This is a genomic window from Streptomyces sp. E11-3 (assembly GCF_046540415.1).
Classification (GTDB): Bacteria; Actinomycetota; Actinomycetes; order Streptomycetales; family Streptomycetaceae; genus Streptomyces.
In genome coordinates this window covers 991,802-1,015,822 of sequence record NZ_JAZGRL010000002.1, presented here as the reverse complement: position 1 = coordinate 1,015,822, position 24,021 = coordinate 991,802, and the positions used below count along the sequence as shown (strand labels likewise).

The 24,021-nt window shown below is 71.9% G+C and carries 19 protein-coding genes and 2 pseudogenes; 16 read left to right on the top strand and 5 right to left on the bottom strand.

Annotation, left to right across the window (positions count from 1 at the left end; all coding sequences use genetic code 11):
* Entirely contained in the window at window positions 1–1,275 is a 1,275-nt protein-coding gene (locus tag U9R90_RS23465) for a DUF1015 domain-containing protein (RefSeq protein WP_411058625.1), read from the bottom strand.
* Window positions 1,276–1,347: 72 nt separating this feature from the next.
* Between U9R90_RS23465 and U9R90_RS23460 the strand changes: the two genes are divergently transcribed.
* The 4 genes from U9R90_RS23460 to U9R90_RS23445 all read left to right on the top strand — a co-directional run bounded on the left by U9R90_RS23460 (window position 1,348) and on the right by U9R90_RS23445 (window position 5,426).
* Window positions 1,348–2,382: an HAD hydrolase-like protein gene (locus U9R90_RS23460; protein ID WP_411058624.1), complete on the top strand. Its 1,035-nt coding sequence runs from the start codon at window positions 1,348–1,350 to the stop codon at window positions 2,380–2,382.
* Window positions 2,383–2,446: 64 nt separating this feature from the next.
* Entirely contained in the window at window positions 2,447–3,505 is a 1,059-nt protein-coding gene (locus U9R90_RS23455; protein ID WP_411058623.1) for a FecCD family ABC transporter permease, read from the top strand.
* Window positions 3,502–4,530: a FecCD family ABC transporter permease gene (locus tag U9R90_RS23450; protein WP_411058622.1), complete on the top strand. Its 1,029-nt coding sequence runs from the start codon at window positions 3,502–3,504 to the stop codon at window positions 4,528–4,530. Before U9R90_RS23455 ends, U9R90_RS23450 begins: the two co-directional genes overlap by 4 nt.
* 62 nt (window positions 4,531–4,592) lie before the next feature.
* Entirely contained in the window at window positions 4,593–5,426 is an 834-nt protein-coding gene (locus U9R90_RS23445; RefSeq protein ID WP_411059783.1) for an ABC transporter ATP-binding protein, read from the top strand.
* A gap of 17 nt (window positions 5,427–5,443) precedes the next feature.
* Here the strand turns inward: U9R90_RS23445 and U9R90_RS23440 are convergent, their stop codons facing one another.
* Window positions 5,444–5,791 carry an SCP2 sterol-binding domain-containing protein gene (locus U9R90_RS23440; RefSeq protein ID WP_411058621.1) on the bottom strand — a complete coding sequence of 116 codons (348 nt, stop codon included), beginning with the start codon at window positions 5,789–5,791 and terminating at the stop codon, window positions 5,444–5,446.
* A 42-nt stretch (window positions 5,792–5,833) separates the two neighbouring features.
* On the opposite strand from U9R90_RS23440, the gene U9R90_RS23435 reads away from it, so the two are divergent.
* From U9R90_RS23435 to U9R90_RS23425, 3 genes are read left to right on the top strand one after another with little or no spacing between them, the layout of a single operon-like run.
* Complete coding sequence (locus U9R90_RS23435; RefSeq protein ID WP_411058620.1) at window positions 5,834–6,115, top strand: hypothetical protein; 282 nt, start codon at window positions 5,834–5,836, stop codon at window positions 6,113–6,115.
* Between the two features lie 7 nt (window positions 6,116–6,122).
* Window positions 6,123–6,938, top strand: coding sequence for a TlyA family RNA methyltransferase (locus U9R90_RS23430; protein ID WP_411058619.1), 816 nt, complete (start codon window positions 6,123–6,125; stop codon window positions 6,936–6,938).
* Complete coding sequence (locus U9R90_RS23425) at window positions 6,935–7,858, top strand: NAD kinase (RefSeq protein WP_411058618.1); 924 nt, start codon at window positions 6,935–6,937, stop codon at window positions 7,856–7,858. Before U9R90_RS23430 ends, U9R90_RS23425 begins: the two co-directional genes overlap by 4 nt.
* Before the next feature lie 30 nt (window positions 7,859–7,888).
* On the opposite strand, the gene U9R90_RS23420 is transcribed toward U9R90_RS23425, so the two are convergent.
* Window positions 7,889–9,238, bottom strand: a complete 1,350-nt coding sequence (locus tag U9R90_RS23420) for an FtsX-like permease family protein (RefSeq protein ID WP_411058617.1) — start codon at window positions 9,236–9,238, stop codon at window positions 7,889–7,891.
* Window positions 9,239–9,434: 196 nt separating this feature from the next.
* On the opposite strand from U9R90_RS23420, the pseudogene U9R90_RS23415 reads away from it, so the two are divergent.
* From U9R90_RS23415 to U9R90_RS23405, 3 genes and pseudogenes are all read left to right on the top strand, one after another.
* Window positions 9,435–9,800, top strand: a pseudogene (locus U9R90_RS23415) (AAA family ATPase); the annotation flags it as partial.
* A gap of 1 nt (window position 9,801) precedes the next feature.
* A pseudogene (locus tag U9R90_RS23410) lies at window positions 9,802–10,044 on the top strand (hypothetical protein); the annotation flags it as partial.
* A gap of 469 nt (window positions 10,045–10,513) precedes the next feature.
* Window positions 10,514–11,671 (top strand): glycosyltransferase family 4 protein, encoded by a 1,158-nt coding sequence (locus U9R90_RS23405; protein ID WP_411058616.1) that lies wholly within the window; start codon window positions 10,514–10,516, stop codon window positions 11,669–11,671.
* A gap of 117 nt (window positions 11,672–11,788) precedes the next feature.
* Here U9R90_RS23405 and U9R90_RS23400 read toward each other — a convergent pair whose 3' ends face one another.
* Window positions 11,789–13,462 (bottom strand): PucR family transcriptional regulator, encoded by a 1,674-nt coding sequence (locus U9R90_RS23400; protein WP_411058615.1) that lies wholly within the window; start codon window positions 13,460–13,462, stop codon window positions 11,789–11,791.
* 106 nt (window positions 13,463–13,568) lie between these two features.
* Window positions 13,569–15,395 (bottom strand): glycoside hydrolase family 15 protein, encoded by a 1,827-nt coding sequence (locus U9R90_RS23395; protein ID WP_411058614.1) that lies wholly within the window; start codon window positions 15,393–15,395, stop codon window positions 13,569–13,571.
* Window positions 15,396–15,819: 424 nt separating this feature from the next.
* Between U9R90_RS23395 and U9R90_RS23390 the strand changes: the two genes are divergently transcribed.
* From U9R90_RS23390 to U9R90_RS23365, 6 genes are all read left to right on the top strand, one after another.
* Entirely contained in the window at window positions 15,820–17,475 is a 1,656-nt protein-coding gene (locus U9R90_RS23390; RefSeq protein ID WP_411058613.1) for a CTP synthase, read from the top strand.
* Window positions 17,476–17,591: 116 nt separating this feature from the next.
* On the top strand, window positions 17,592–18,218 hold the full coding sequence (locus U9R90_RS23385; RefSeq protein ID WP_411058612.1) for an NUDIX domain-containing protein: 627 nt from the start codon (window positions 17,592–17,594) through the stop codon (window positions 18,216–18,218).
* 161 nt (window positions 18,219–18,379) lie between these two features.
* Window positions 18,380–20,494 carry a tetratricopeptide repeat protein gene (locus tag U9R90_RS23380; RefSeq protein WP_411058611.1) on the top strand — a complete coding sequence of 705 codons (2,115 nt, stop codon included), beginning with the start codon at window positions 18,380–18,382 and terminating at the stop codon, window positions 20,492–20,494.
* Window positions 20,495–20,639: 145 nt separating this feature from the next.
* Window positions 20,640–21,755, top strand: coding sequence for an alanine dehydrogenase (ald, locus tag U9R90_RS23375; protein WP_411058610.1), 1,116 nt, complete (start codon window positions 20,640–20,642; stop codon window positions 21,753–21,755).
* A 376-nt stretch (window positions 21,756–22,131) separates the two neighbouring features.
* Window positions 22,132–23,277 (top strand): ParA family protein, encoded by a 1,146-nt coding sequence (locus U9R90_RS23370; RefSeq protein WP_156721713.1) that lies wholly within the window; start codon window positions 22,132–22,134, stop codon window positions 23,275–23,277.
* A complete protein-coding gene (locus U9R90_RS23365) occupies window positions 23,262–23,843 on the top strand; it encodes a hypothetical protein (protein ID WP_411058609.1) in 582 nt (193 codons plus the stop codon). The genes U9R90_RS23370 and U9R90_RS23365 overlap by 16 nt, the downstream gene beginning before the upstream one ends.
* The last annotated feature ends 178 nt before the right edge of the window (window positions 23,844–24,021 follow it).

Genomic DNA, 24,021 nt, shown 5'->3' with positions numbered 1-24,021 from the left:
TCAGTGGGTCAGGCTGCGCAGTACCAGGCCCGAGGCCGGCTTCGGGCCGAAGGACGTGGACTTGCGCGGCATCGTGACCCCTTGGCGGGCCAGGTCGCGTACGACGTCCTCGGGCACCGGGTGCATCAGGACCGCCGTGCCGCCGTCGCTCTCAGCCTTGGCGACGGTGGCCGCGGCGTCGTGGATGTAGCCGATGTGCTCGGGGCTGTCCGGGATCTTCCAGAGGTGGTCCAGGAGCGTCGCGTGCAGGACCGTCGCGTCCAGGGTGCGCCAGGCCTCGGGCCGGTCGTCCGGGACCGTACGGGCGAGCAGGGCGGGGGACGGGCGGTCGATGAGGTGGAACGCGCCGTCGCCGGCCAGGAGGAAGGCGTTGGACTCGGCCGCGGCCTCGCCGAGTGCGTCCAGGGCCTGGGGGAGCGTGCCCTCGACGCGGCGTACCCGGAAGGAGTCCGAAACGGCCGAAAGTGCCTCGGCGACCGGGAGGCGGTGCAGCAGGCGGTGGATGCCACGGACCTGGAGCGGGTAGCGCGCGGTGTCCACCAGGAGCACCAGGCCGAAGTCCCACGGCGTCGGCGGCGTGTGCTCGGCGCGCAGGCGCAGATAGGTGGCCCAGCGGTGGTGGCCGTCCGCGATCAGGGCCTGCTGCCGGGAGAGGTCGGCTTGGACTTCGGCCAGCTCGGCGGGGTCCGTGACCGACCAGAGGCGGTGGCCGTAGCCGTCCTCGGTGGTGGTGGAGAGCAGGGGTGTCCGCAGCACGGTGCGTTCGACGACGGCGGTGCTGCCCATGGAGTTGCCGTTGCCGCGGTAGGACAGCAGCAGGGGTTCCAGGTTGGCGGCGGTGGCGCGCATCAGGTTCGCGCGGTCCTCGACGATGTGCGGCATTACGCCCTCGTGCGGGAGGACGACGCCTTCCTCGGTGCCGGAGAGCTTGAGCGCTCCGATGACCCCGCGCTGGAGCAGGTCGCCCTTGCGCTGCTCGTAGACGTAGAGCGCGGGCTCCTGGTCGGGGGCGAGTACGCCCTCGGACAGCCAGCGGTGCAGCGTGTTCGAGGCCTGCTGGTGGCGGGCCGCCGCGGTGTCCGCCTGCGGGAGGATCAGCCGGACGATGTTGTACGGGTCCGCCGACTCGAGGTGGTGCAGCCCGTCCGGGCGCACCACGACGTCGTACGGCGGTGAGGTCACGGCGGCCAGGCTGCTGACCCGTTCGGGGACGTAGCGCAGTCCGCGGAACGGGATCAGGTGCAGACCTTCGACTGCCGGACCTGTGGAGTTCATAGCTGCATCGTATGTGGGCACAGGAGTACGAGATGATCGGGGGGGAACGCGTCGAGCGAGGAGCTGTACATAATGAGCCAAATCGTCAGGACCACTCCGGCAGCCAGTGAGCGGTCGCTGAGCGAGGTCTATGACACCGCGCTGCTCGACCTGGACGGGGTGGTGTACGCGGGCGGTGAGGCGATCGCGCACGCCGTGGACTCGCTGCTGGTGGCGCGTGCGGGCGGCATGCATCTCGCGTATGTCACGAACAACGCGCTGCGGCCGCCCGAGGTCGTGGCAGCGCACATCACCGAGCTGGGCGTGCCGACCGAGGCGGCGGAGGTCATCAACTCCGCGCAGGCCGTGGCCCGGTTGATCTCCGAGCAGGTGCCGGCTGGTTCGCGGGTGCTGGTGATCGGCGGCGAGGGGCTGCGGGTCGCGCTGCGCGAGCGCGGTCTGGTGCCGGTGGAGTCCGCGGAGGACGACCTGGTCGCGGTGGTGCAGGGGTATGGCGGGCCCGATCTGGCGTGGGGCCGGTTCGCCGAGGCCTGTTTCGCGATCGCGCGCGGGGTGCCGTGGTTCGCGTCCAACACCGATCTGACGATCCCCAGTGCGCGGGGTATCGCGCCGGGCAACGGCGCGGCGGTCGAGGTCGTGCGGATCGCGACCGGCGCTGAGCCGCAGGTGGCGGGCAAGCCGTTGCCGCCGATGCACCGGGAGACGATTCTGCGGACCGGGGCCGAGCGTCCGCTGGTGGTCGGGGACCGGCTGGACACGGACATCGAAGGGGCCTTCAACGGAGGTGTCGACTCGCTGCTCGTGCTGACCGGGGTGACGGACGCGGCGCAGCTGCTGGCCGCGCGGCCCGAGCACCGGCCGACCTATGTCGACGCGGATCTGCGCGGGATGCTGACCGGGCAGCCCCCGGTGTCGGTGTCGGCGGCGGGGGACGGGTTCGACTGCGGTGGGTGGACCGCGTCCGTACGTGAGGACGCGCTCGCGCTCGACGGGGATGGCGCGGTCATGGACGGGCTGCGAGCGCTGTGCGCGGCGGCGTGGACCTGGGCCGGGGCCGGGGTCTGCACGCTGGACCCGGGGAAGGCGCTGGCCAGGCTGGGGCTGTAGACGTCAGGGCGCTTCGGGACAACTGCGGTCAAGCGTTCAAGTATGGGTAGGCTAACCTAATCGCGTGTTGGTCGAGAGTCCTCCCCAAGAGCGCACAGCAGCGCCCCCCTCGTCCCCCTCGCCGTCCTGGCGACCCTCCACGCTCTGCGCCGCCGGGCTCCTCGCGTCCGTCGGGGTGCTGCTTGTGGTGGTCGTGGCAAGCATCGCGGTCGGCGCCAAGCAGATACCGCTGGGCGACGTCTGGCACGCGCTGTTCCAGCACACCGGGACGGACAACGACGTCGTCATCCGCGACCTCCGGGTCCCACGCACCCTGCTGGGGCTGCTCGTCGGCTCCGCGCTCGGACTGTCCGGTGCCGTGCTCCAGGCGCTCACCCGCAACCCCCTCGCCGACCCGGGGCTGCTCGGCATCAACGCGGGTGCCGCGGCCGCAGTGGTCTCCGGCATCAGCTTCTTCGGGGTCACCTCGGTGACCGGCTATGTGTGGTTCGCCTTCGCGGGCGCCGCGGCCGTCTCCGTCCTGGTGTACGTGCTCGGCGGCGTCCGCAGCGCCACACCGGTGCGGCTCGCGCTGGCGGGTACGGCCGCCACCGCCGCGCTGATCGGCTACATCAACGCCGTTCAGCTGCTGGACAACGCGGCGCTGGACAAGATGCGCTTCTGGACGGTCGGTTCACTGGCCTCCGCCTCCATGGACACCATCTGGCAGGTGCTGCCGTTCCTCACCTTTGGCACCCTCCTCGCCCTCAGCCTGGCCCGGCCGCTCAACGCGATGGCGCTGGGCGACGACACCGCACGGGCGCTGGGCGCCGGGCTGAACCGTACGCGCGCGCTGTCCATGGCCGCGGCGACGCTGCTGTGCGGTGCGGCCACCGCGGCCTGCGGCCCGATCGCCTTCGTCGGGCTGATGGTGCCGCATGTCGTCCGCTCCTTCACCGGGCCCGACCAGCGCTGGATTCTGCCGTACGCGGCCGTGCTGTCCCCGGTGCTGCTGCTCGGCGCCGACGTCATCGCGCGGGTGGTCGCCCGGCCGTCCGAACTCCAGGTCGGCATCGTCACGGCGCTGATCGGCGGGCCGCTCTTCATCTACCTCGTACGACGCCGGAGGCTGGCTCAGCTGTGAAGCCCCTACGCACCCGGGCGGGCCTGTCCGTCCGGTTCGACCCGCGGGCGCTCGTCGTCGGGGGGCTGCTCTGCGCCGCCGTGCTCGCCGCGAGCGTCGTGCTGATCGGCACCGGTGACTTCGAGATCCCCGCCGCCGACGTCATCCGCACCCTCCTCGGCAACGGCGAGCCCGCGCACCAGTTCATCATCAACGACCTGCGGCTACCGCGGGTCCTGGTGGGACTGCTGGTGGGCGCCGCGCTCGGGCTGTCCGGCGCGATCTTCCAGTCCATCTCCCGCAATCCGCTGGGCAGTCCCGACATCATCGGCTTCGGGCAGGGCTCGGCGGTCGGCGCGCTCACCGTGATCGTCCTCTTCCAGGGCAGTGCCAGGGACGTCGCGCTGGGCTCGATCGCCGGGGGCCTGCTGACCGGTGCGGTGATCTACGCGCTCGCCTGGCGGCAGGGGGTGCACGGCTATCGGCTGGTGCTCGTCGGTATCGGCGCGGCCGCCGTCCTCACCGCGCTCAACGGCTATCTGCTCACCAAGGCCCACATCGTCGACGCGGCCCGTGCCGTGGTCTGGCTGACCGGCTCGCTGAACGGCCGGGACTGGGAGCAGGTGTGGCCGCTGCTCTGGTTGTGCGCCGTACTCGTACCGCTGGTGCTCTCCCGCGCGCGTGCGCTGCGGATGCTGGAGATGGGCGACGACGTCGCGTACGCGCTGGGCGTACCGGTCGAGCGCACCCGTCTCCTCCTCATGGCGGCCGCCGTGCTGCTCACCGCCGCCGCGACGGCCGCCGCGGGGCCCGTCTCCTTCGTGGCGCTCACCGCGCCGCAGCTCGCCCGGCGGCTCACCCGCTCGCCAGGCCCCAACCTGCTCCCCGCGGCGCTCCTGGGCGGAACGTTGCTGGTCACCGCCGACCTGGCCGCGCAGCGGCTGTTCGGCGCGGACACGCTGCCCGTCGGCGTGCTGACCGGCCTGCTCGGTGGCGTGTATCTGCTGTGGCTGCTGGTCACCGAACGCAAGGCGGGACGGATATGAAGACCCCGGGTATGAAGACCCCTCAGAAGCAGGAGCGTACGGGCGTGAACGGGCCGAACTCGATGAACGGGCAGCAGGGGCAGAACCGGCTGGTCGCCGACGACGTCACCCTCGGCTACGACCAGAGGATCATCGCCGAGCAGCTCTCGGTCGAGATCCCCGACAACTCCTTCACGGTGATCGTCGGCCCCAACGCCTGCGGCAAGTCGACGCTGCTGAGGGCCCTTTCGCGGATGCTCAAGCCCACCCAGGGCCGAGTCCTGCTCGACGGGCAGACCATCCACGCGATTCCCGCCAAGAAGGTGGCCAGAACGCTGGGACTGCTGCCCCAGTCGTCCATCGCCCCGGACGGGATCACCGTCGGCGACCTGGTGGCCCGCGGACGCTATCCGCACCAGGGACTGCTGCGGCAGTGGTCCAGCGACGACGAGCGGATCGTCGACGAGTCGATGGCCGCGACCGGAGTCGCCGACCTCGCTGATCGCTATGTCGACGAACTCTCCGGCGGCCAGCGGCAGCGCGTCTGGATCGCGATGGCCCTGGCGCAGCAGACGCCGCTGCTGCTCCTCGACGAGCCGACCACGTTCCTGGACATCCAGCACCAGATCGACGTCCTCGACCTCTGCGCCGAGCTGCACGAGGAGCAGGGCCGCACGCTCGTCGCCGTACTGCACGACCTCAACCACGCGGCGCGCTACGCGACCCATCTCATCGCACTGCGCGACGGCGAGGTGATCGCCCAGGGCCCGCCGTCCGAGATCGTCACGGCGGAGCTGGTGGAACGGGTCTTCGGGCTGCCGTGTCAGATCATCGACGACCCGGAGACCGGGACGCCGCTGGTGGTGCCGGCGGCCAGGAAGGCGCGGGCGGCGCAGCCGGCCGACGCGATGCCGTAAGCCGCGCCCCGGCGGTCCTACAGCAGTGTCCTGAGCCGCAGCAGATCGCGGAACCCGGCCTCAAGGTGGACCCGGCCCGACGCCCAGGCCTTCGCGAAGTGCAGCTCGCCGCCGACCATCGAGACCAGGTCGTCGCTGGTCATGGCGAGCCGGATCTGCGCCCTGCCACGCGGCGGGCCGCGGTGGGTGTCGGTCACCTCGATCCGGCCATCCTTGAGGCGGCCTTCGAAGGTGGTGTCGAGGTCGGTGATACGGCAGCTGAGCGAGCGGTCCTGCGCGACGGCGCCGCGCACGTCGTCGTTCGCCCGCTTCATGTTGTCCGAAAGTGTGTCGAGTGCGGTGCGGCACTCCTCCATCGTCGCCATCGCGATCGACGGTACCCCAGCTCTTCGCGGTAGCGTCGGGGCATGAGCGACACGACGCCGGAGCTCGAGGGGGAGCCGCCGGCCGCACAGACGTACGATCCGGCCGAGCCCCGGCCCCTCGGCGTACCACGCACCGCGACCGGCCACGCCGAGGTCGACGCGCGGATAGCGCGACTCGGGGATACCGACCACCTCGCCACGGACGGGCACATCGAGGTGTACGAGGATGTACACCGGGGGCTGCGCGACGCGCTGACCGCGCTGGACGCACGCCAGGGTCCTCCCACACCCGCCCCTACACGCCCGTACGACAACAGGAGCTGAACCGAACGTGGCAGGAGTGGCACGCCGCCGCCTCGACGCCGAGCTGGTCCGCCGCAAGCTGGCGCGGTCGCGCGAGCATGCCGGACAGCTGATCGCCGCAGGGCGGGTGACCGTCGGCGGCCTCGCCGCGACCAAGTCCGCCACCCAGGTGGAGACCGGCGCCGCCATCGTGGTCGCCAAGGACGCGGACGACCCCGACTACGTCTCACGCGGCGGGCACAAACTCGCCGGTGCGTTCGCCGCGTTCGTCCCGCAGGGGCTGAAGGTCGAGGGGCGGCGCGCGTTGGACGCGGGCGCCTCGACCGGGGGCTTCACCGATGTGCTGCTGCGCGCCGGGGCGGCCCATGTGGTGGCCGTGGACGTCGGCTACGGGCAACTCGCCTGGTCGCTGCAGAGCGATGAACGGGTCACCGTCAAGGACCGTACCAACGTACGAGAGTTGACGCTCGAAGCAATCGACGACCAACCGGTGGATCTGGTGGTGGGTGACCTGTCGTTCATTCCGTTGGGCCTGGTGCTGCCCGCCCTGGTGCGCTGTGCGGCACCCGGCGCCGACCTGGTGCTGATGGTCAAGCCGCAGTTCGAGGTCGGCAGGGAGCGGCTCGGCAGCGGCGGTGTGGTGCGCAGCGCCGCGCTGCGCGCCGATGCCGTACGGACGGTGGCGCGCCAGGCCTGGGACCTGGGCTTCGGGACGCAGGCCGTCACCGCCAGCCCGCTGCCGGGGCCGTCCGGCAACGTCGAGTACTTTCTGTGGCTCAGGGCCGGGGCACCCGCACTCGACCCGGCTGACGCTGACCGCGCAGTGGCGGAGGGACCGAGTTGACGACCGACTTGACGACCGACCGAGACCAGGCGCGTACGGTTTTTCTGCTCGCGCACACCGGCCGGCCGGCCGCCATCCGCAGCGCCGAACTCGTCGTCCAGGGGCTGCTGCACAGCGGCCTGGGGGTACGGGTACTCGAGGCGGAGGCCTGTGATCTGCCGCTGCCGCCCACGGTCGAGCAGGTGCCGGACGCGACGCCCGAGGTGCTCGACGGCTGCGAGCTGATCGTGGTGCTCGGCGGGGACGGCACGCTGCTGCGCGGCGCGGAGTTCGCGCGCGCATCCGGGGTGCCGATGCTGGGCGTCAACCTCGGCCGGGTGGGCTTCCTCGCCGAGGCCGAACGCGACGACCTCGACAAGGTCGTGGACCGGGTCGTCACGCGCGCGTACGAGGTCGAGGAGCGGATGACGCTCGACGTGCTCGTACGCGACAACGGCAGCGTGGTGCACACGAACTGGGCGCTGAACGAGGCCGCCGTGCAGAAGGTGTCCCCGGAGCGGATGCTGGAGGTGGTCCTGGAGATCGACGGCAGGCCGGTCTCCGGCTTCGGCTGCGACGGCATCGTGTGTGCGACGCCGACCGGCTCGACGGCGTACGCCTTCTCGGCGGGCGGTCCGGTGGTCTGGCCGGAGGTGGAGGCGCTGCTCATGGTGCCGATCAGCGCGCACGCACTGTTCGCCAAGCCGCTGGTGACCTCGCCGACCTCGGTGCTCGCCGTCGAGGTGCAGCCGCACACGCCGCACGGTGTGCTGTGGTGCGACGGCAGGCGGACGGTCGAACTGCCCGCTGGGGCGCGGGTGGAGGTGCGCCGAGGCGAGGTCCCGGTCCGGCTGGCCCGACTGCACCACGCGTCGTTCACCGACCGGCTGGTGGCCAAGTTCGCACTGCCGGTGTCGGGGTGGCGGGGTGCGCCACACTAGGCCTGTCCGGCCGACAGGCTTGCGGACTCGTTAGGCGGCCTGCAGGACGCGGATCGCGCGGCGGCGCAGTACGGCCAGCACCGGCAGGCCGGTGGCCAGCAGCGCCAGCAGCAGTGTGCCGCTGCCGATCCCGGCGAGCAGGGTCCACGGGATGTACGGAACCGGGGAGCCGAACGCCGAGTCGAGGATCGGTGCCAGGGTGCCGAGTGCGATCGCCCCGCCCAGGAGCAGCGCGGTGAGGGCGACGAGCGTCGCTTCCCAGGCGGCCATGGCCCGTACCTGGCGGCGGTGTGTGCCGACGATGCGGAGCAGTGCGACATCGCGGCCGCGTTCGAGGGAGATCATGGCGAGGGTGTTCGCCGCGGCGATCGCGGCGAACCCCGCGTAGAGCGCGGTGCCCGCGTAGTCCAGCCAGACCTCGCCCGTCGCGCCCGCGGAGCCCGTATGACGCTCGGCCGTGGTGCGCAGGGCGATCTTCGTGAGGCCGAAGCCGACGACCAGGACAAGCGGTACGACCGCGGCCGCGAAACGCCTCGGCTGGGACCGCACATTGAGCATCGCGAGCCGCGCGCTGCTGCCGAACCGCCCCACCAGGGACGACAGAAGCCAGGCGGCGGGCCCGATGATCCGCGGCCCGAGCAGCCCCGTACCCACACAGAACAGGATGAGCACGAGGAACGCGCCCTGGCCCGCCTCCTCCGCGTCCTGCCGGGACAGCAGAACCGACAGCGCGCAGGCCCCGGCCACCACGATCAGCCCCAGCGGCGCCCGTACCGGGCCGAGCCCGCCCCGTCCGGCGGCGGCCTCGTGCAGGGCATGCGCGGGACGCAGCAGCGAGAAGCGCAGGGCGGACAGCACGGCGGCCAGCGTCGAGGTCACGACGGCCACCGCGAGGCACACCGGCAGCGCCAGCCAGCTGAAGCGGAAGGAGACCTCCGCCGGGGCCAGGCCGTGCTCCACCAGCCCGTCGAACCAGAACCGCGCGAGCAGCGCGCCGAGGCCGAAGCCGACCAGCGCGGCCGGGACGGCGGCGGCCAGCGCCTGGATCGCCACGGCGCGGCGCAGCTGCCGGGGCCGCGCCCCGATCGCGCGCACCAGGGCGAGTTCGCGATGTTGCTGGGCCACGGCCGTGCCCATCGTCGACGCGACCACGAAAATCGACATATAGATGGACCCGATCAGCAACACGACCGCCATGCCGCCCACGCCATTCTCGGTGAGCTGCCTGCGAGCCGCCGCGGACACCCCACCCGTACCGGTGGATACCAGAATCATGGTCGAGGCGCTCACCACCGTTGCGGAGAAGAGCGCGGCGACCGCCGTGCCGACGAACGCCGGTCGATGGGCGCGAAGCGCCACCTTGGTAAGCCTGGTTCCCATGATCATCAGGGTGCTCCGGCGCCACGGAACACCGCCATGGGGCGGCCTTCATGATCATTACTGGGGAAAACCCCACTCCCGCGAGTGACAGTTCGTCCGCCATATCCCCTCATCACCTGCGTCTTCGCACGAGCAGGGCGGGGCCCGTCGCCATGCGGGGCGCCGACCTCGTAAGGTCGTGTCCGTGTTGGAGGAGATGCGGATACGGTCGCTCGGAGTCATCGACGACGCGGTCGTCGAGCTGTCACCGGGTTTCACCGCCGTGACCGGCGAGACCGGTGCGGGCAAGACGATGGTGGTCACCAGCCTCGGGCTGCTGCTCGGCGGGCGCGCGGACCCCGCCCTGGTGCGGATCGGCGCCAAGTCGGCGGTGGTGGAGGGGCGGATCTCGGTGCCCGCCGGCGCCTCGGCCGTGCTGCGCGCCGAGGAGGCGGGCGCCGAACTCGACGACGGGGCGCTGCTGATCAGCCGCACGGTCTCCGCCGAAGGGCGCTCCCGTGCGCACCTCGGCGGCCGGTCGGTGCCGGTCGGACTGCTCGGCGAGCTCGCCGACGACCTGGNGCGGGGCGCTCGCGGCGGCATCCATGGGCGCGGCCGCGGCGGTGCTCACGGACGACCTCGGCGAGCGCACGATGCTGGGCGACGCCGGGGCGCATGCGCTTGGGGCGGGCCTGGGGGTGGCGATCGCCGCGGGTAATGGGCGGGTGGGGCTTGCCGTTCACGCCGCGGGTGTGGTGGCCGCCGCGGCGTACGGCGACCCGGCTGGCCGGGTCGGGGCGCCGCCCCGGTTCCCCGTGTCGGGGTGAGGGTGCGTCTCGGGTCTTGCGTTTACGGTGCGGGGTGTCGGGGGTGAGGGTGTTGCCCTCGGGCTTGGTTCAACGGTGCCCCGTGGCGGGGGGAGGGTGTTGCCCTTCGGGCTTGGTGAAACGGTGCACCCGTGGCGAGGGGTTGTGCCCACCCGTTCCTCCCTGCGGAACGATTGCCCACAACGGGTAGGGCATTGCCCACAACGGGTAGGGCGCAGCACCGCCACGGGGTGACACCCCACCGTGGTTGGCTGGTGGGTGGACTGTTGTGCGATCACCCGTGTGGGTGATCCGGAAGGGCGTCAGAGGCGTTCCCTCACCAGATCGACCCATCAGCGGTGCCGGAACGTCCGTGCGGGCTGGCATCCTTGGCGGTGCGCCTCGGGTACCCGCCCGGACCGCCCCGACAACCGCCCCGACAACCGCCCGACAACCGCCCGAGAACCGTAGACTCAGGAGCCCCGGCCACGTGAGCAGCCACTCACCGCAAGGCCAGCCGCAGTCGCAGCTGTGCACCGTGCAGGTGCTGGGCGGTGGCAGCGCGGGCAGCACCGCCCACGTCCGCTCGCTCGCCGCGGGCCTCGTCGCACGCGGCGTACGGGCCACCGTCTGCGCGCCCGCGGACCTCGACCCGCTCTACGATTTCACCGGCGCAGGCGCGGTGTTCGTGCCCGTACCGCGCCGCGGCGACCCCATGTCCGTCGCCGCGCTGCGCGCCGCCTGCGCTGACGCGGACCTGGTCCACGCGCACGGACTGCACGCCGCGGTCCGCGCCTCGCTGGCCCTCGCCGGCCGCGGCACCCGGCCCGCGGGCCGACGCACCCCGCTGGTCGTCACCTGGCACTCGCGCGGCCACGCGGAGGGCGCCAGGGCCCCGGTCCTGAGGCTGCTCGAACGGCGGGTAGCCCGCGCCGCGGCCGTCGTTCTCGGCACGTCGTCGGAGCTCGTCGACCGGGCCCGCAGCCGCGGCGCCCGCGACGCACGGCTCGCGCCGATCGCCTTCCCCCCGCCCTCCCACACGCTCACCCCAGGGTCCGACGACCCCGACCGGCTGTGCCACAAGGCCAGGGCCGAACTGGGCGCCGTCGACCGCCCGCTGCTCATGGCCGTCGGCTCGCTCGACCGGCACCGCGGCTACGGCACGCTGCTGGACGCCACGCACGCGTGGCGGCGACTGGACCCGGTGCCGCTGCTGGTCGTCGCGGGCGAGGGGCCCGAACGGGCCGCGCTGCAGCGCCGTATCGACGCCGAAGACCTGCCGGTGCGGCTGCTCGGCCGCCGCGACGACATCCCGGAACTGCTCGCCGCGGCCGATATCGCGCTGCTCCCCAGCCGCTGGGAATCCCGCTCGGTGCTCGCCCACGAGGCGTTGCACGCGGGTGTCCCGCTGGTCGCGACCGCGGTCGGCGGGGTGCCCGAACTGGTGGGGGACGCCGCCGAACTGGTCCCGTACGGAGACGCGGCGGCGCTCGCCACCACGGTGGCCGAGCTGCTCGCGGACCCGGAGCGCAGGGAACGACTCAAGACCAAGGGCCTGGCCCAGGCGGCGAGTTGGCCGACCGAGGACGAGACGGTAGCCCAGATCCTGAGCGTGTACGACGAGCTGGCACAGCCGTACGCGCACTGAGCGTGCCCCGATCAGGGCGCGCCGACCAGCTAGCGCGGCCGCACCCACACCGAGCGTGCCCCCATCACAGCGCACCGACCAGCAAACGCAACCCCACGCACACCGGACCAAGCCCCCTCAGGGCGTATGCCGACGAGCCCGAAGCGCCAGGCTCAGCGCGAGTACCGTCTGTGGATCGTCCAGGTCCGTGCCGAGTAGTTCCGCGATCCGTGCCAGCCGGTTGTACAGCGTCTGCCGGTTCAGATGGAGTTCGCGGGCCGTCTCCGCCTTGCGGCCCGCATGGGCGAGATAGGTCTCGAGCGTGGGCAGCAGTGGAGTCTTCGACCTGCGGTCGTGGGCGCGCAGAGGACCGATCGCCCGCTCCACGAACGCCGCCAGATCCGGGTGCTCACGTAGCCGCCAGAGCAGCAGATCGGTGTCCAGGCGCCGCGCGTCGTACCAGGGCCGGTCCGGGAGCCCCTGCGCCGCGGCCGCCGTCTCGGCCGCGTGCCGCAGCCCCGCGGCCGCCGCCGCCCAGCCGCCCGCGACACCCCCGGCCACCACGACCGGCGCCCGCGCCCCGGGCCGTTGCATGCCCGCGCGCTCGACACCGGCCCGCAGCGCCGCAGCGACCCGGTCGGCGACCGCGGTGCGCTCGGACTCCGAGCGCAGACCGAGCAGCAGCGGCACCCGTCCCTCCACCGGACGCACCCCCACCAGCACGGGCACCCCCACCGACGCCAGTTCCTCGGTGACCGCGCGGGCCAGTACCGCCCAGCCGCCACCGGGCGCCAGGCCGTCCCTGCCGTCCGGGAGCCGCATCACCACGGGCAGCAGCGGCCCCTCACCCGGCTTGAAGCCCAGCACCCTGGCCTGCGCCGGGGCGTCGTCCGCGGTGCAGCGGCCTTCTGCGAGATCGGTCAGGAAGTCCCCGCGGCCGCGCGCCGCCAGCTCCTCCTCCTGGCGGGCCTGCATCAGCACGACCGCCAGGATGCCCGCGGCCCGCTCGGCCGCGATGCGGTGCACCGCGTGCAGCGGCGCCGCCACCGGGAGCTGGACCAGGCGGGCACGCACGGACCCGGTCCCCGGACCGCCACCGGGCACATCGACCACGACCGCCCCCGCCGGTGGTCCGTCGCCGCGCTCCGGCCGCTTGCCGCGCAGCCCCTCCCAGACCTGAAGCGGGTCGACCTCACCCGTGGCCGCGCCCGCGGAGGCTTCGGCGGCGGCCGGCGAACCGGTCGGCCCGGCCGCGTAGAGGAGCTGTCCGTCGGCGGTCTCCAGGAACACCGGGTTGCCGCCGAAGTCCGCGAGCGTGCCGAGCACCTGCGGCACGCCGCCTCCGCCGAGCAGCACCTGGGTGCACCGCCGGTGCACCTCCTCGGCCTGCTGCAGCAGGGCGTAGTGGCCGTTGACGATCTCGGTGTGCACCTCTTCGGTGACCGTTACGAAGGGCACCTCGCGGTGCAGCTGCACCAGCGGCAGCCCCGTGCTGCGCGCGGTCTCCACGATCGCGGCGGGCAGCTGCGAGAACCGCGTGCCCAGCTCGACGACCAGCGCGGCGATCCGGCGCTCGGCCAGCTTCGTCACGAAGGCACGCTGCTCGGCGGGCCGGGTGCCGAGGCCGATACCGGTGCTGAGCAGCAGTTCGCCGCCCTTGAGGAGGGACGCGATGTTCGGTGCCTCGCCCGCGTGCACCCAGCGCACGGTGCGCTGCAACCGGTCGGCCCCCGCGACGACCTCCGGAAGGCCGCTGCGCAGCCCCGGCAGCTCCAGCGCCCGCTGCACGGTGATACCGCCCTGCATGTCCATGGGCGGGACGGTACCCGTACACCCGTTCCCGGAGCATCCCCGAGCTCCCGGAGTATCCCCGGGCTCCCGGAGTATCCCCGGGCTCCCCGAGCATGCCCGAGCGCGCTCAGCCCCCGTACGCCCCCGAAGCCGTCAGCCGCAGCGCCGTGTCGATCAGCGGGACGTGGCTGAACGCCTGCGGGAAGTTCCCCACCTGGCGCTGGAGCCGCGAGTCCCACTCCTCGGCGAGCAGCCCGAGGTCGTTGCGGAGCGAGAGCAGCCGCTCGAAGAGCTCGCGCGCCTCGTCGACGCGCCCGATCATCGCCAGGTCGTCCGCGAGCCAGAAGGAGCAGGCCAGGAACGCGCCCTCGTCGCCTTCGAGACCGTCGACGCCCGCGTCATCGCCGGACGTCGGGTAGCGCAGGACGAACCCGTCGGACGTGGACAGCTCCCGCTGGATCGCCTCGATCGTGCCGACCACCCGCTTGTCGTCCGGCGGCAGAAAGCCCACCTGCGGGATGACCAGCAGGGACGCGTCCAGCTCCCGGGAGCCGTAGGACTGGGTGAAGGTGTTGCGCTCCGGGTCGTAGCCCTTCTCGCACACATCGCGGTGGATGTCGTCGCGCAGTTCACGCCACTTCTCGATCGGCCCGTCGGCGTCGCCCGACTCGATCAGCCTGATCGTGCGGTCGACGGCGACCCAGGCCATCACCTTGGAGTGCACGAAGTGCCGACGCGGTCCGCGCACCTCCCAGATGCCCTCGTCCGGCTGGTCCCAGTGGGTTTCGAGATAGCGGATCAGCTTGAGCTGGAGCAGCGAGGCGTAGTCGTTGCGCGACAGGCCGGTCATATGGGCCAGGTGCAGCGCCTCGGTGACCTCGCCGTACACGTCGAGCTGGAGTTGGTGCGCGGCGCCGTTGCCCGCGCGGACCGGCGTCGAGCCCTCGTATCCGGGCAGCCAGTCCAGATCGGTCTCGCCCAACTCCCGTTCACCCGCGATGCCGTACATGATCTGCAGGTTCTCCGGGTCGCCCGCGACCGCTCGCAGCAGCCACTCGCGCCAGGCGCGGGCCTCTTCGCGGTAGCCGGTGCGCAGCAGTGAGGAGAGGGTGATCGCCGCGTCCCTGAGCCAGGTGAAGCGGTAGTCCCAGTTGCGTACGCCGCCGATCTCCTCCGGCAGCGAGGTGGTCGGCGCGGCCACGATCCCGCCGGTCGGCGCGTAGGTGAGCGCCTTGAGGGTGATCAGGGAGCGGACCACTGCTTCCCGGTACGGGCCGTGGTACGTGCACTGCTCGACCCACTCGCGCCAGAAGTCCTCGGTCGCCTCCAGTGACGCCTCGGGTTCGGGCAGCGCGGGCGGTTCGCGGTGCGAGGGCTGCCAGCTGATGGTGAACGCGAACCGGTCGCCGGGTGCGACGGTGAAGTCGGAGTACGTCGTGAGGTCCTTGCCGTAGGTCTCGGCAGGGGTGTCAAGCCACACCGAGTCCGGGCCGGCGACGGCGACCGTACGTCCGTCGACCTTGTGCACCCAGGGGACGATCCGCCCGTAACTGAAGCGCATACGGAGCGCGGAGCGCATCGGCACCCGTCCGCTGACGCCCTCCACGATCCGGATCAGCTGGGGAGCGCCGTCGCGCGGCGGCATGAAGTCGGTCACCCGGACCGTGCCACGCGGAGTGTCCCATTCCGATTCCAGTACAAGGGAGTCGCCGCGATAGGTGCGGCGGTCGGCGGGCGGAGGTCCGGCCTCCGCGGAGTGGGCGGGGCCCAGCCGCCAGAAGCCGTGTTCCTCGGTGCCGAGCAGTCCGGCGAACACGGCGTGTGAGTCGAAGCGGGGCAGGCACAGCCAGTCGACCGTGCCGTCCCTGCAGACCAAGGCGGCGGTCTGCATATCGCCGATGAGTGCGTAGTCCTCGATGCGCCCGGCCACGTGCATCTCCAGTCGAACGGCCACGTCCGCCCCGCGGGGCGCTTGCGTTGCAGTCAAGGGTCGTTGACGAGCTTGGGTGATCCGGTTTGGGCGGGGATGATGCCGTGGGCCGGCCTGGCTCGGCAGCGAGTGTCCGAGCAGGATACGACGCACCCTAATGATCTGCGCGAGGGTCGCGACAATACATATCCGCCGAACGGGTGGGCGCCCGGTGAGTCATGCGCCATGGGTAATCGGCCGCGCACGCGCCGTATCCGAAGTGGGGGATGGTGCCGCGCGGACGCGTGCGGTGGTGGCTGGGAGCGGGCCCCTCCGGTCGCTGATACCCTGGTAGCCCGTGGACCGGTGGGTGAAGACCCCCGAACCGCAGCGACGGCAACCCCCCGAATTCCGGGCCGGACGCCGGTACGCACCACCACCTCGCGACCACGGGAGCCCCCTCTTGGCCATGCCGCCCAAAGCCACGACGACCAAGCACATCTTCGTCACCGGGGGTGTCGCCTCCTCCCTCGGCAAGGGCCTGACCGCCTCCAGTCTGGGTGCGCTGCTCAAGGCGCGGGGCCTGCGGGTCACGATGCAGAAGCTCGACCCGTACCTGAACGTCGACCCCGGCACCATGAACCCGTTCCAGCACGGTGAGGTGTTCGTCACCAACGACGGCGCCGAGACCGACCTGGACATCGGCCACTACGAGCGCTTCCTCGACGTCGACCTGGACGGCTCGGCCAACGTCACCACCGGCCAGGTCTACTCGCAGGTCATCGCCAAGGAGCGGCGCGGCGAGTACCTCGGTGACACCGTGCAGGTCATCCCGCACATCACCAACGAGATCAAGCACCGCATCCGGCGCATGGCCACCGACGACGTGGACGTCGTCATCACCGAGGTCGGCGGCACCGTCGGCGACATCGAGTCGCTGCCGTTCCTGGAGACCGTCCGCCAGGTCCGCCACGAGGTCGGCCGCGACAACGTCTTCGTGGTGCACATCTCGCTGCTCCCCTACATCGGCCCCTCCGGTGAGCTGAAGACCAAGCCCACCCAGCACAGCGTGGCCGCGCTGCGGAACATCGGTATCCAGCCGGACGCCATCGTGCTGCGCGCCGACCGCGAGGTGCCGACCTCCATCAAGCGCAAGATCTCGCTGATGTGCGACGTCGACGAGGCCGCGGTGGTCGCCGCGATCGACGCCAAGTCGATCTACGACATCCCCAAGGTGCTGCACACCGAGGGCCTGGACGCGTACGTCGTCCGCAAGCTGGACCTGCCGTTCCGCGATGTGAACTGGTCCCAGTGGGACGACCTCCTGGACCGGGTGCACAACCCGAACCACGAGGTCACCATCGCCCTGGTCGGCAAGTACATCGACCTGCCCGACGCCTACCTCTCGGTCACCGAGGCGCTGCGCGCGGGCGGCTTCGCCAACAAGGCGCGGGTCAAGGTCAAGTGGGTGACATCGGACGACTGCAAGACCCCGGCGGGCGCCGCCCGACAGCTCGGTGACGTGGACGCCGTCTGCATCCCCGGCGGCTTCGGCGACCGCGGGGTGAACGGCAAGGTCGGCGCGATCACCTACGCCCGCGAGAACAAGATCCCGCTGCTCGGGCTCTGCCTGGGCCTGCAGTGCATCGTCGTCGAGGCGGCCCGTAACCTCGCGGACATCCCGGACGCCAACTCCACCGAGTTCGACGCGGCCACCGCGCACCCGGTGATCTCCACCATGGCCGAGCAGCTCGACATCGTCGCCGGCGAGGGCGACATGGGCGGCACCATGCGGCTGGGCATGTACCCGGCGAAGCTCGCCGAGGGCTCCATCGTCCGTGAGGTCTACGACGGCAAGGAGTACGTCGAGGAGCGCCACCGCCACCGCTACGAGGTCAACAACACCTACCGCGCGGAGCTCGAGAAGAAGGCGGGCCTGGTCTTCTCCGGCACCTCCCCGGACAACAAGCTCGTCGAGTACGTCGAGTACCCGCGCGAGGTGCACCCCTACCTGGTCGCCACCCAGGCGCACCCGGAGCTGCGCTCCCGGCCGACCCGCCCGCACCCGCTCTTCGCCGGCCTGGTGAAGGCCGCGGTGGAGCGCCAGCAGGGCGCCAAGAGCTAGCCGAGAGCTAGTCTGACAAGCGAGATACGGTTGCCGGGGTACGGGCCATTTGTGGCCTCGTACCCCGGTTTCTGCTGTCTGTGGCATACGCACGCGCACGTGGGAGGACGTTCTTCATGACGCTCAGGGACACCGCCGAACAGTGGCAGGTCACGGCCAGTGACACGCCCTTCGTCGGGAACAAGACCAGCGTCCGCACCGACGACGTGGTCATGCCCGACGGCACGGTCGCCCGCCGTGACTACCAGGTCCACCCCGGATCGGTGGCCGTCCTGGCCCTCGACGACCTCGGCCGGGTCCTGGTACTCAAGCAGTACCGGCACCCGGTGCGGCACAAGCTGTGGGAGATCCCGGCCGGGCTGCTCGACGTGCCCGGCGAGAACCCGCTGCACGCGGCCCAGCGCGAGCTGTACGAGGAGGCGCACGTCAAGGCCGAGGACTGGCGGGTGCTCACCGATGTCTTCACCACGCCCGGCGGCTGTGACGAGGCGGTACGCGTCTTCCTCGCCCGCGACCTGTCGGAGGCCGACGGTGAGCGCTTCGACGTCAGCGAGGAGGAGTCCGACATGGAGCTCGCGCGGGTGCCGCTGAAGGAGCTGGTGCGCGGGGTGCTGGCCGGTGAACTCCACAACAACTGCCTGGTCGTGGGCGCGCTGTCGCTGGTCGCGGCGGAGCAGGGCGACGGTCTGGACGCGCTGCGCCCGGCTGACGCGCCCTGGCCTGCCCGGCCTTTCGAGGCCTGACGGGTTGTTCGGACAGCTCCCGGTATGACCATCCCTTGATCCGATCGGGGGATGTGTCCGCCGCGCTCCACCCGGTCCGTCGCAGAGAGTGAACTACGCTCGGAATCCCCCCGACCGCACCCGCGGCGGGCTCGGTGCGCAGGTGGACGGGAGCGTGGCCCGTGACGGATCAGGCGTTGGACACCCACACGGCTTCGCCCGTACCGGAGGGTCCCGTACCGGGAGCTGAGCCCCGCCCCGGGAGCTCCGGATTCTTCGGGCGGGAGCGGGAGTTGAAGGAGCTGCGCGCCGATATCGCGCGCACCGGCCTCGACACCCTCACCGGCCGTAAGCAGCCACGCGCGCGGGTCCTGCTCATCGCCGGACGGCCGGGCTCGGGACGCACCGCGCTGGCCGAGGAACTCGCGCGCCAGGTCGAAGGCGGCTATCCGGACGGGGTGTTGCGCGCCCGGCTCACCGACCCTGGTGGCGCGCGGGTCCCCACCGAGCGCACCGCCAGGGAACTCCTGGACGCGCTGGACATTCCCGTCACCCCGGGCGCCACCGACGAGGACCTCACCGACGAGCTGCGCGGCACCCTGTCCGTACGCCGGGTCCTGCTGCTGCTCGACGGCGCCGTCGACGCCGAGCAGGTCGACCCGCTGCTGCCGGATGCCTCGGACTGCCTGGTGGTGGCCACCGCCGAGGGTCCGCTGACCGGCATCCCCGACGTACGGCCGTGCACACTCGGCGGCCTGGACGCCGCGTCGGCCCGCGCACTGCTCAGCGGCTTCGCGGGCTCGGTGCGCATCACCTGCGACCCCCGGGCCGCCGAAGACCTGGCCGAACAGTGCGCACACCGGCCCGCCGCGCTGGTCCTGGCCGGGGGCTGGCTGGCGGCCCGGCCGAAGGCGTCGGTCGCCGAGCTGGCCAAGCAGCTGCACGACCTGCCGGACGACACGGCCGGCGCCAGGGGCTCCCTGGAGCGGATCTTCCGCTTCGTATACGAGAGCCTGCCGCGGCCCGCCGCGCGCATACTGCGACTGCTCGCGCTGGCACCCGCCGGGATCGCCGATCCGCACACCGCGTCCGCGCTGGCCGGGTGCTCGGTGTCCGCCGCCCGAGGCACCCTGGACGACTTCGCCGCGCTCGGACTGCTGCACTCCCTCGACGCGCCCCGCCCTGGGCGACACGGCGGCGCGGACCCGGAGCTGCCGCAGTACGAGGTGCCCGGCTGCCTGCTGCCGATGCTGCGCACGCTGACCGAGGCGGCGGACCGGCCGGCCGAACTGCAGCTGGCGCGGGCCCGGATGCTGGAGCGGACGGTGCGGCTGCTGCAGTCCTGCCGGGCCGTCACCGAGCCGGAGGGTTCAGCGGCCCGCAAGCGGCTCGCCGGGCTGCCCCGCTCGCTGCGCTTCGCGAACACCACGGCGGCCGCGCAGTGGCTCAGCGGCCGCCAGCCCGCGCTGCTCGCGTCGGCCCGGCTCGCGGTGGCCGAGGGCGAGCTGGACACCCTGGCCAGGCGGCTGATGGCCGCGCTGACCAGGGCCCTGGTCGCGCACCGCGGCACCGAGGCCGCGGCCCCCGAGCTGTACGGCATCCACCAGCTGGTCCTGGATGTGGCGACCCGGCGCGACCTGCGGCGCGAACAGGCCGCCGCGCTGCTGAACCTCGCCGACCTGGACGCCGCCACCGGGCGTACCCAGCAGGCGCTGGCCCGCTACCGGGAGGCGCTGGACGTGGCCCGCACGGCGAACGACCCGTACGCGACGGGCCGGGCGATGGAATCCGTCGGCGGTGCCTACCAGGAGCTGGGGGACTGGCAGCGGGCCGCCGACTGGTTCGGGCGGGCGCTCGGTGCGCGGCTGGCGCGCGGCGAGCGTCTGGACGCGGCCCGGCTGTACGGACGGATCGCGGCCGCGCACACCTATGCGGGCCGCTACGGCGAGGCGCTGCGCAACTGGCGCTCCGCCGTCGCCGGATACCGCAAGGCGGGCGATGTCCCGTCCCACGCACGGGCGTTGAGCGAGCTGGCCCGGGTCCAGGAGTACGCGGGCCGCCCCGAGGAGTCGCTGCACACCTGCCGGGAGGCGGTGGAGTGGGCCCGTCAGGCCCGCGACGTACGGCTGCTGGCCGCGCTGCAGCTCAGACTGGCCGACACCCTGGACCGGCTCGGCGACCCGGCGGCCGCCGGGCTGCACCGCGGTACCGCCGAGCGCATGCTGGGAAGAGAGCTTCCCGGGGATGAAGCCGGACCCTCCACCTGCGAAATCCGTGGCGCACCTTCAAGAGATTGATGCTTTGAAAGGCTAGACAGCTCAAAATCCTTCATTAGACTGGCTCCGCCGCGTACTTCCGTGGTGCCTCCCGTTGCGCCCCCATGCATCCGGGAAAGTCTGCTGTTGCCCCGTAACATCCCTGAGTCAAGGACCGTGATCGACGATGAAGGTCGGCATCCCCCGCGAGGTCAAGAACAACGAGTTCCGGGTGGCGATCACCCCCGCCGGAGTGCATGAGCTCGTCCGCCACGGCCACCAGGTCGTCATCGAGCAGAACGCAGGCGTCGGCTCCTCGATCACGGATGAGGAGTTCGTGGCCGCGGGCGCGCAGATCCTGCCCACCGCCGACGAGGTCTGGGCCACCGCCGACCTGCTGCTGAAGGTCAAGGAGCCGATCGCCGAGGAGTACCACCGCCTCCGCAAGGACCAGACGCTCTTCACCTACCTGCACCTGGCCGCGTCCCGCGAGTGCACGGACGCGCTCCTGGAGTCCGGCACCACCGCCATCGCGTACGAGACCGTCGAGACCGCGAACCGCGCGCTGCCGCTGCTCGCCCCGATGTCCGAGGTGGCCGGCCGGCTCGCCCCGCAGGTCGGCGCGTACCACCTGATGCGCTTCAACGGCGGCCGCGGCGTGCTGCCCGGCGGTGTGCCCGGCACGGCGGCCGGCAAGGCCGTGGTCATCGGCGGCGGCGTCTCCGGCTGGAGCGCCACCCAGATCGCCGTCGGCATGGGCTTCCACGTCACGCTGCTCGACCGGGACATCAACAAGCTGCGCGAGGCGGACAAGATCTTCGGCACCCAGGTGCAGACGATCGTCTCCAACGCCTACGAGCTGGAGAAGGCCGTCGTCGAGGCCGACCTCGTCATCGGCGCCGTGCTGATCCCGGGTGCCAAGGCGCCGAAGCTGGTCACCAACGAGCTCGTCGCCAAGATGAAGCCCGGAAGTGTCCTTGTCGACATCGCGATCGACCAGGGCGGCTGCTTCGAGGACTCGCGTCCGACCACCCACGCGGAGCCGACCTTCAAGGTCCACGACTCGGTGTTCTACTGCGTCGCCAACATGCCCGGCGCGGTGCCCAACACCTCGACCTACGCGCTGACCAACGCGACGCTGCCGTACATCGTCGAGCTGGCCAACCGCGGCTGGGTCGAGGCGCTGCGCCGTGACCCGGCGCTGGCGCTGGGTCTCAACACCCATGACAGCCAGGTCGTTTACGGCCCCGTCGCCGAGGCGCACGGCCTGCGGAACGTCGAACTGAGCACGCTGCTCGGCTGATTTCGCGGCTCGCGTCAACCCCGAGCGTCAATCTCGCGCACCCGGCCGGACCTTGCCCGTCAAGGTCCGGCCGGGTGTGTATCAGGTCACTTTGTGAGACTCGATCAACTCGCGCCGAACGTAACCCTTTAACCGATTCGCGCCCCGGTGAAACCTGGTGAGAGGTGGCTGCGCACCCTTGACAGAGGGGTGTTCGGTTGCCGACACATCGGGCCCGGTCCGGCGGATTGTGTTGCTGCGGACCGGTGACACGCCATAGAGTCGCCAACCGTCGGCATGGTGCCACGCTGACCTATCTAGAAGTTTCCTGGTCACCAAGGAGGTAAGACGACTTGTGAATGAGTCGACATTTACTCCCGGGGGTGGTCAACCAGGAATGCCTGCGCAGGGATCGGGCCCCGAGGGGCTCGAGGCTGTCGGCTCCGTCGCTGTCCGCACCTTCGCCGACCGTCAGAACACGCAGCGCGCCCAGCGCGCGCAGCCGACGCTTTCAGCCCACCAGAGCATGGATGGCCATCAAGTGAACGCCATGGCCGGCGACCGGAGTGGCGAGAACACCACCCAATTCGCTGACTACGAAGAACTGCCCGAGGGGCACTTCTACGACCCCGACGCCGAGTACGAACCCGACCCCGAGTACGCGGCCACCCTCGCCCCGGACGCTGCCCGCCAGCGCCGGGAGCGGATCGGCCCGACCGGGCGCCCGCTGCCGTACTTCCCGATCCCCGGGCCGCTGACCGACCACGGCCCCGCGAAGATCATCGCGATGTGCAACCAGAAGGGCGGCGTCGGCAAGACGACGTCCACCATCAACCTGGGTGCCGCGCTCGCCGAGTACGGGCGCCGCGTGCTGCTGGTCGACTTCGACCCCCAGGGCGCGCTCTCGGTCGGCCTCGGGGTCAACCCGATGGAGCTCGACCTCACCGTCTACAACCTGCTCATGGAGCGGGGCATGGCGGCGGACGAGGTGCTCCTGAAGACGGCCGTACCCAACATGGACCTGCTGCCGAGCAACATCGACCTCTCGGCCGCCGAGGTGCAGTTGGTGAGCGAGGTCGCGCGCGAGTCCACGCTGCAGCGGGCGCTCAAGCCGCTGATGGCGGACTACGACTACATCGTGATCGACTGCCAGCCGTCGCTCGGTCTGCTGACCGTGAACGCGCTGACCGCCGCGCACAAGGTGATCGTGCCGCTGGAGTGCGAGTTCTTCGCGCTGCGCGGTGTGGCGCTGCTCACCGAGACCATCGAGAAGGTCCAGGAGCGGCTCAACCCCGAGCTGGAGCTCGACGGCATCCTGGCCACGATGTACGACTCGCGCACGGTGCACAGCCGCGAGGTGCTGGCCCGGGTGGTCGAGGCCTTCGACGACCACGTCTACCACACGGTGATCGGGCGTACGGTCCGCTTCCCGGAGACCACGGTCGCCGGTGAGCCGATCACCACGTACGCCTCCAACTCCGTCGGTGCCGCCGCCTACCGTCAGCTCGCCAGGGAGGTGCTCGCCCGGTGTCACGCCGAGTGAGTCTGCCGGGGGCCGACGAACTGTTCCGTACCACCGGGGGAATGGCGCTCACCTCGTCGTCCCCCAGGCGACCGGCCAACGGTGAGGCGCGCGTTCCGGCTCCGGCGGGCGAGAGCGACGGCGCGGCCGCGGCTGAGGCCGACGGCGCGTCGTCGGGCGGCGGCGAGAGCGCCGAGCACGCCACCGCGGACGCGGAGTCCGGCGACCATCGCAGCCGGGGCGCCGAGGGCGTGGACGCCGAGGGGCGCACCAAGCGCCGTCAGGCGCAGGAGGCGGCCTCCGCGGGGCAGGCGTCGGGCAGGACCGCCGACGGGCCCGCGCGGCGCCGTGGGCGGGCGCAGGGGCGCCGCCCCAGTGGGCGCGAGCGCCACGACGAGAAGATCACGGTCTACGTCTCCGCCGAGGAGCTGATGGACCTCGAGCACGCGCGCCTGGTGCTGCGCGGCGAGCACGGGCTCGCGGTGGACCGCGGGCGGATCGTCCGCGAGGCGGTCGCGGTGGTGCTCGCGGACCTCGAGTCGCGAGGCGAGGCCAGCATTCTCGTACGGCGGCTGCGGGGGCGCTGACGCGGGTCCCCACGGCGGTGGGGCGGGGCGGTAATCTGCGCGTACGCCCGCCTTGTCCTGGTACGCCGCCCTCTGGATCGTGATGCCGTCCGAAGACTCCGCCCAGCCCCGCCGTTCCCGTCGCTCACTGGGCCGGGGGCCCGGTGCGGTGCGTCCGCGGGGGCCTGAGCCTTCGGGG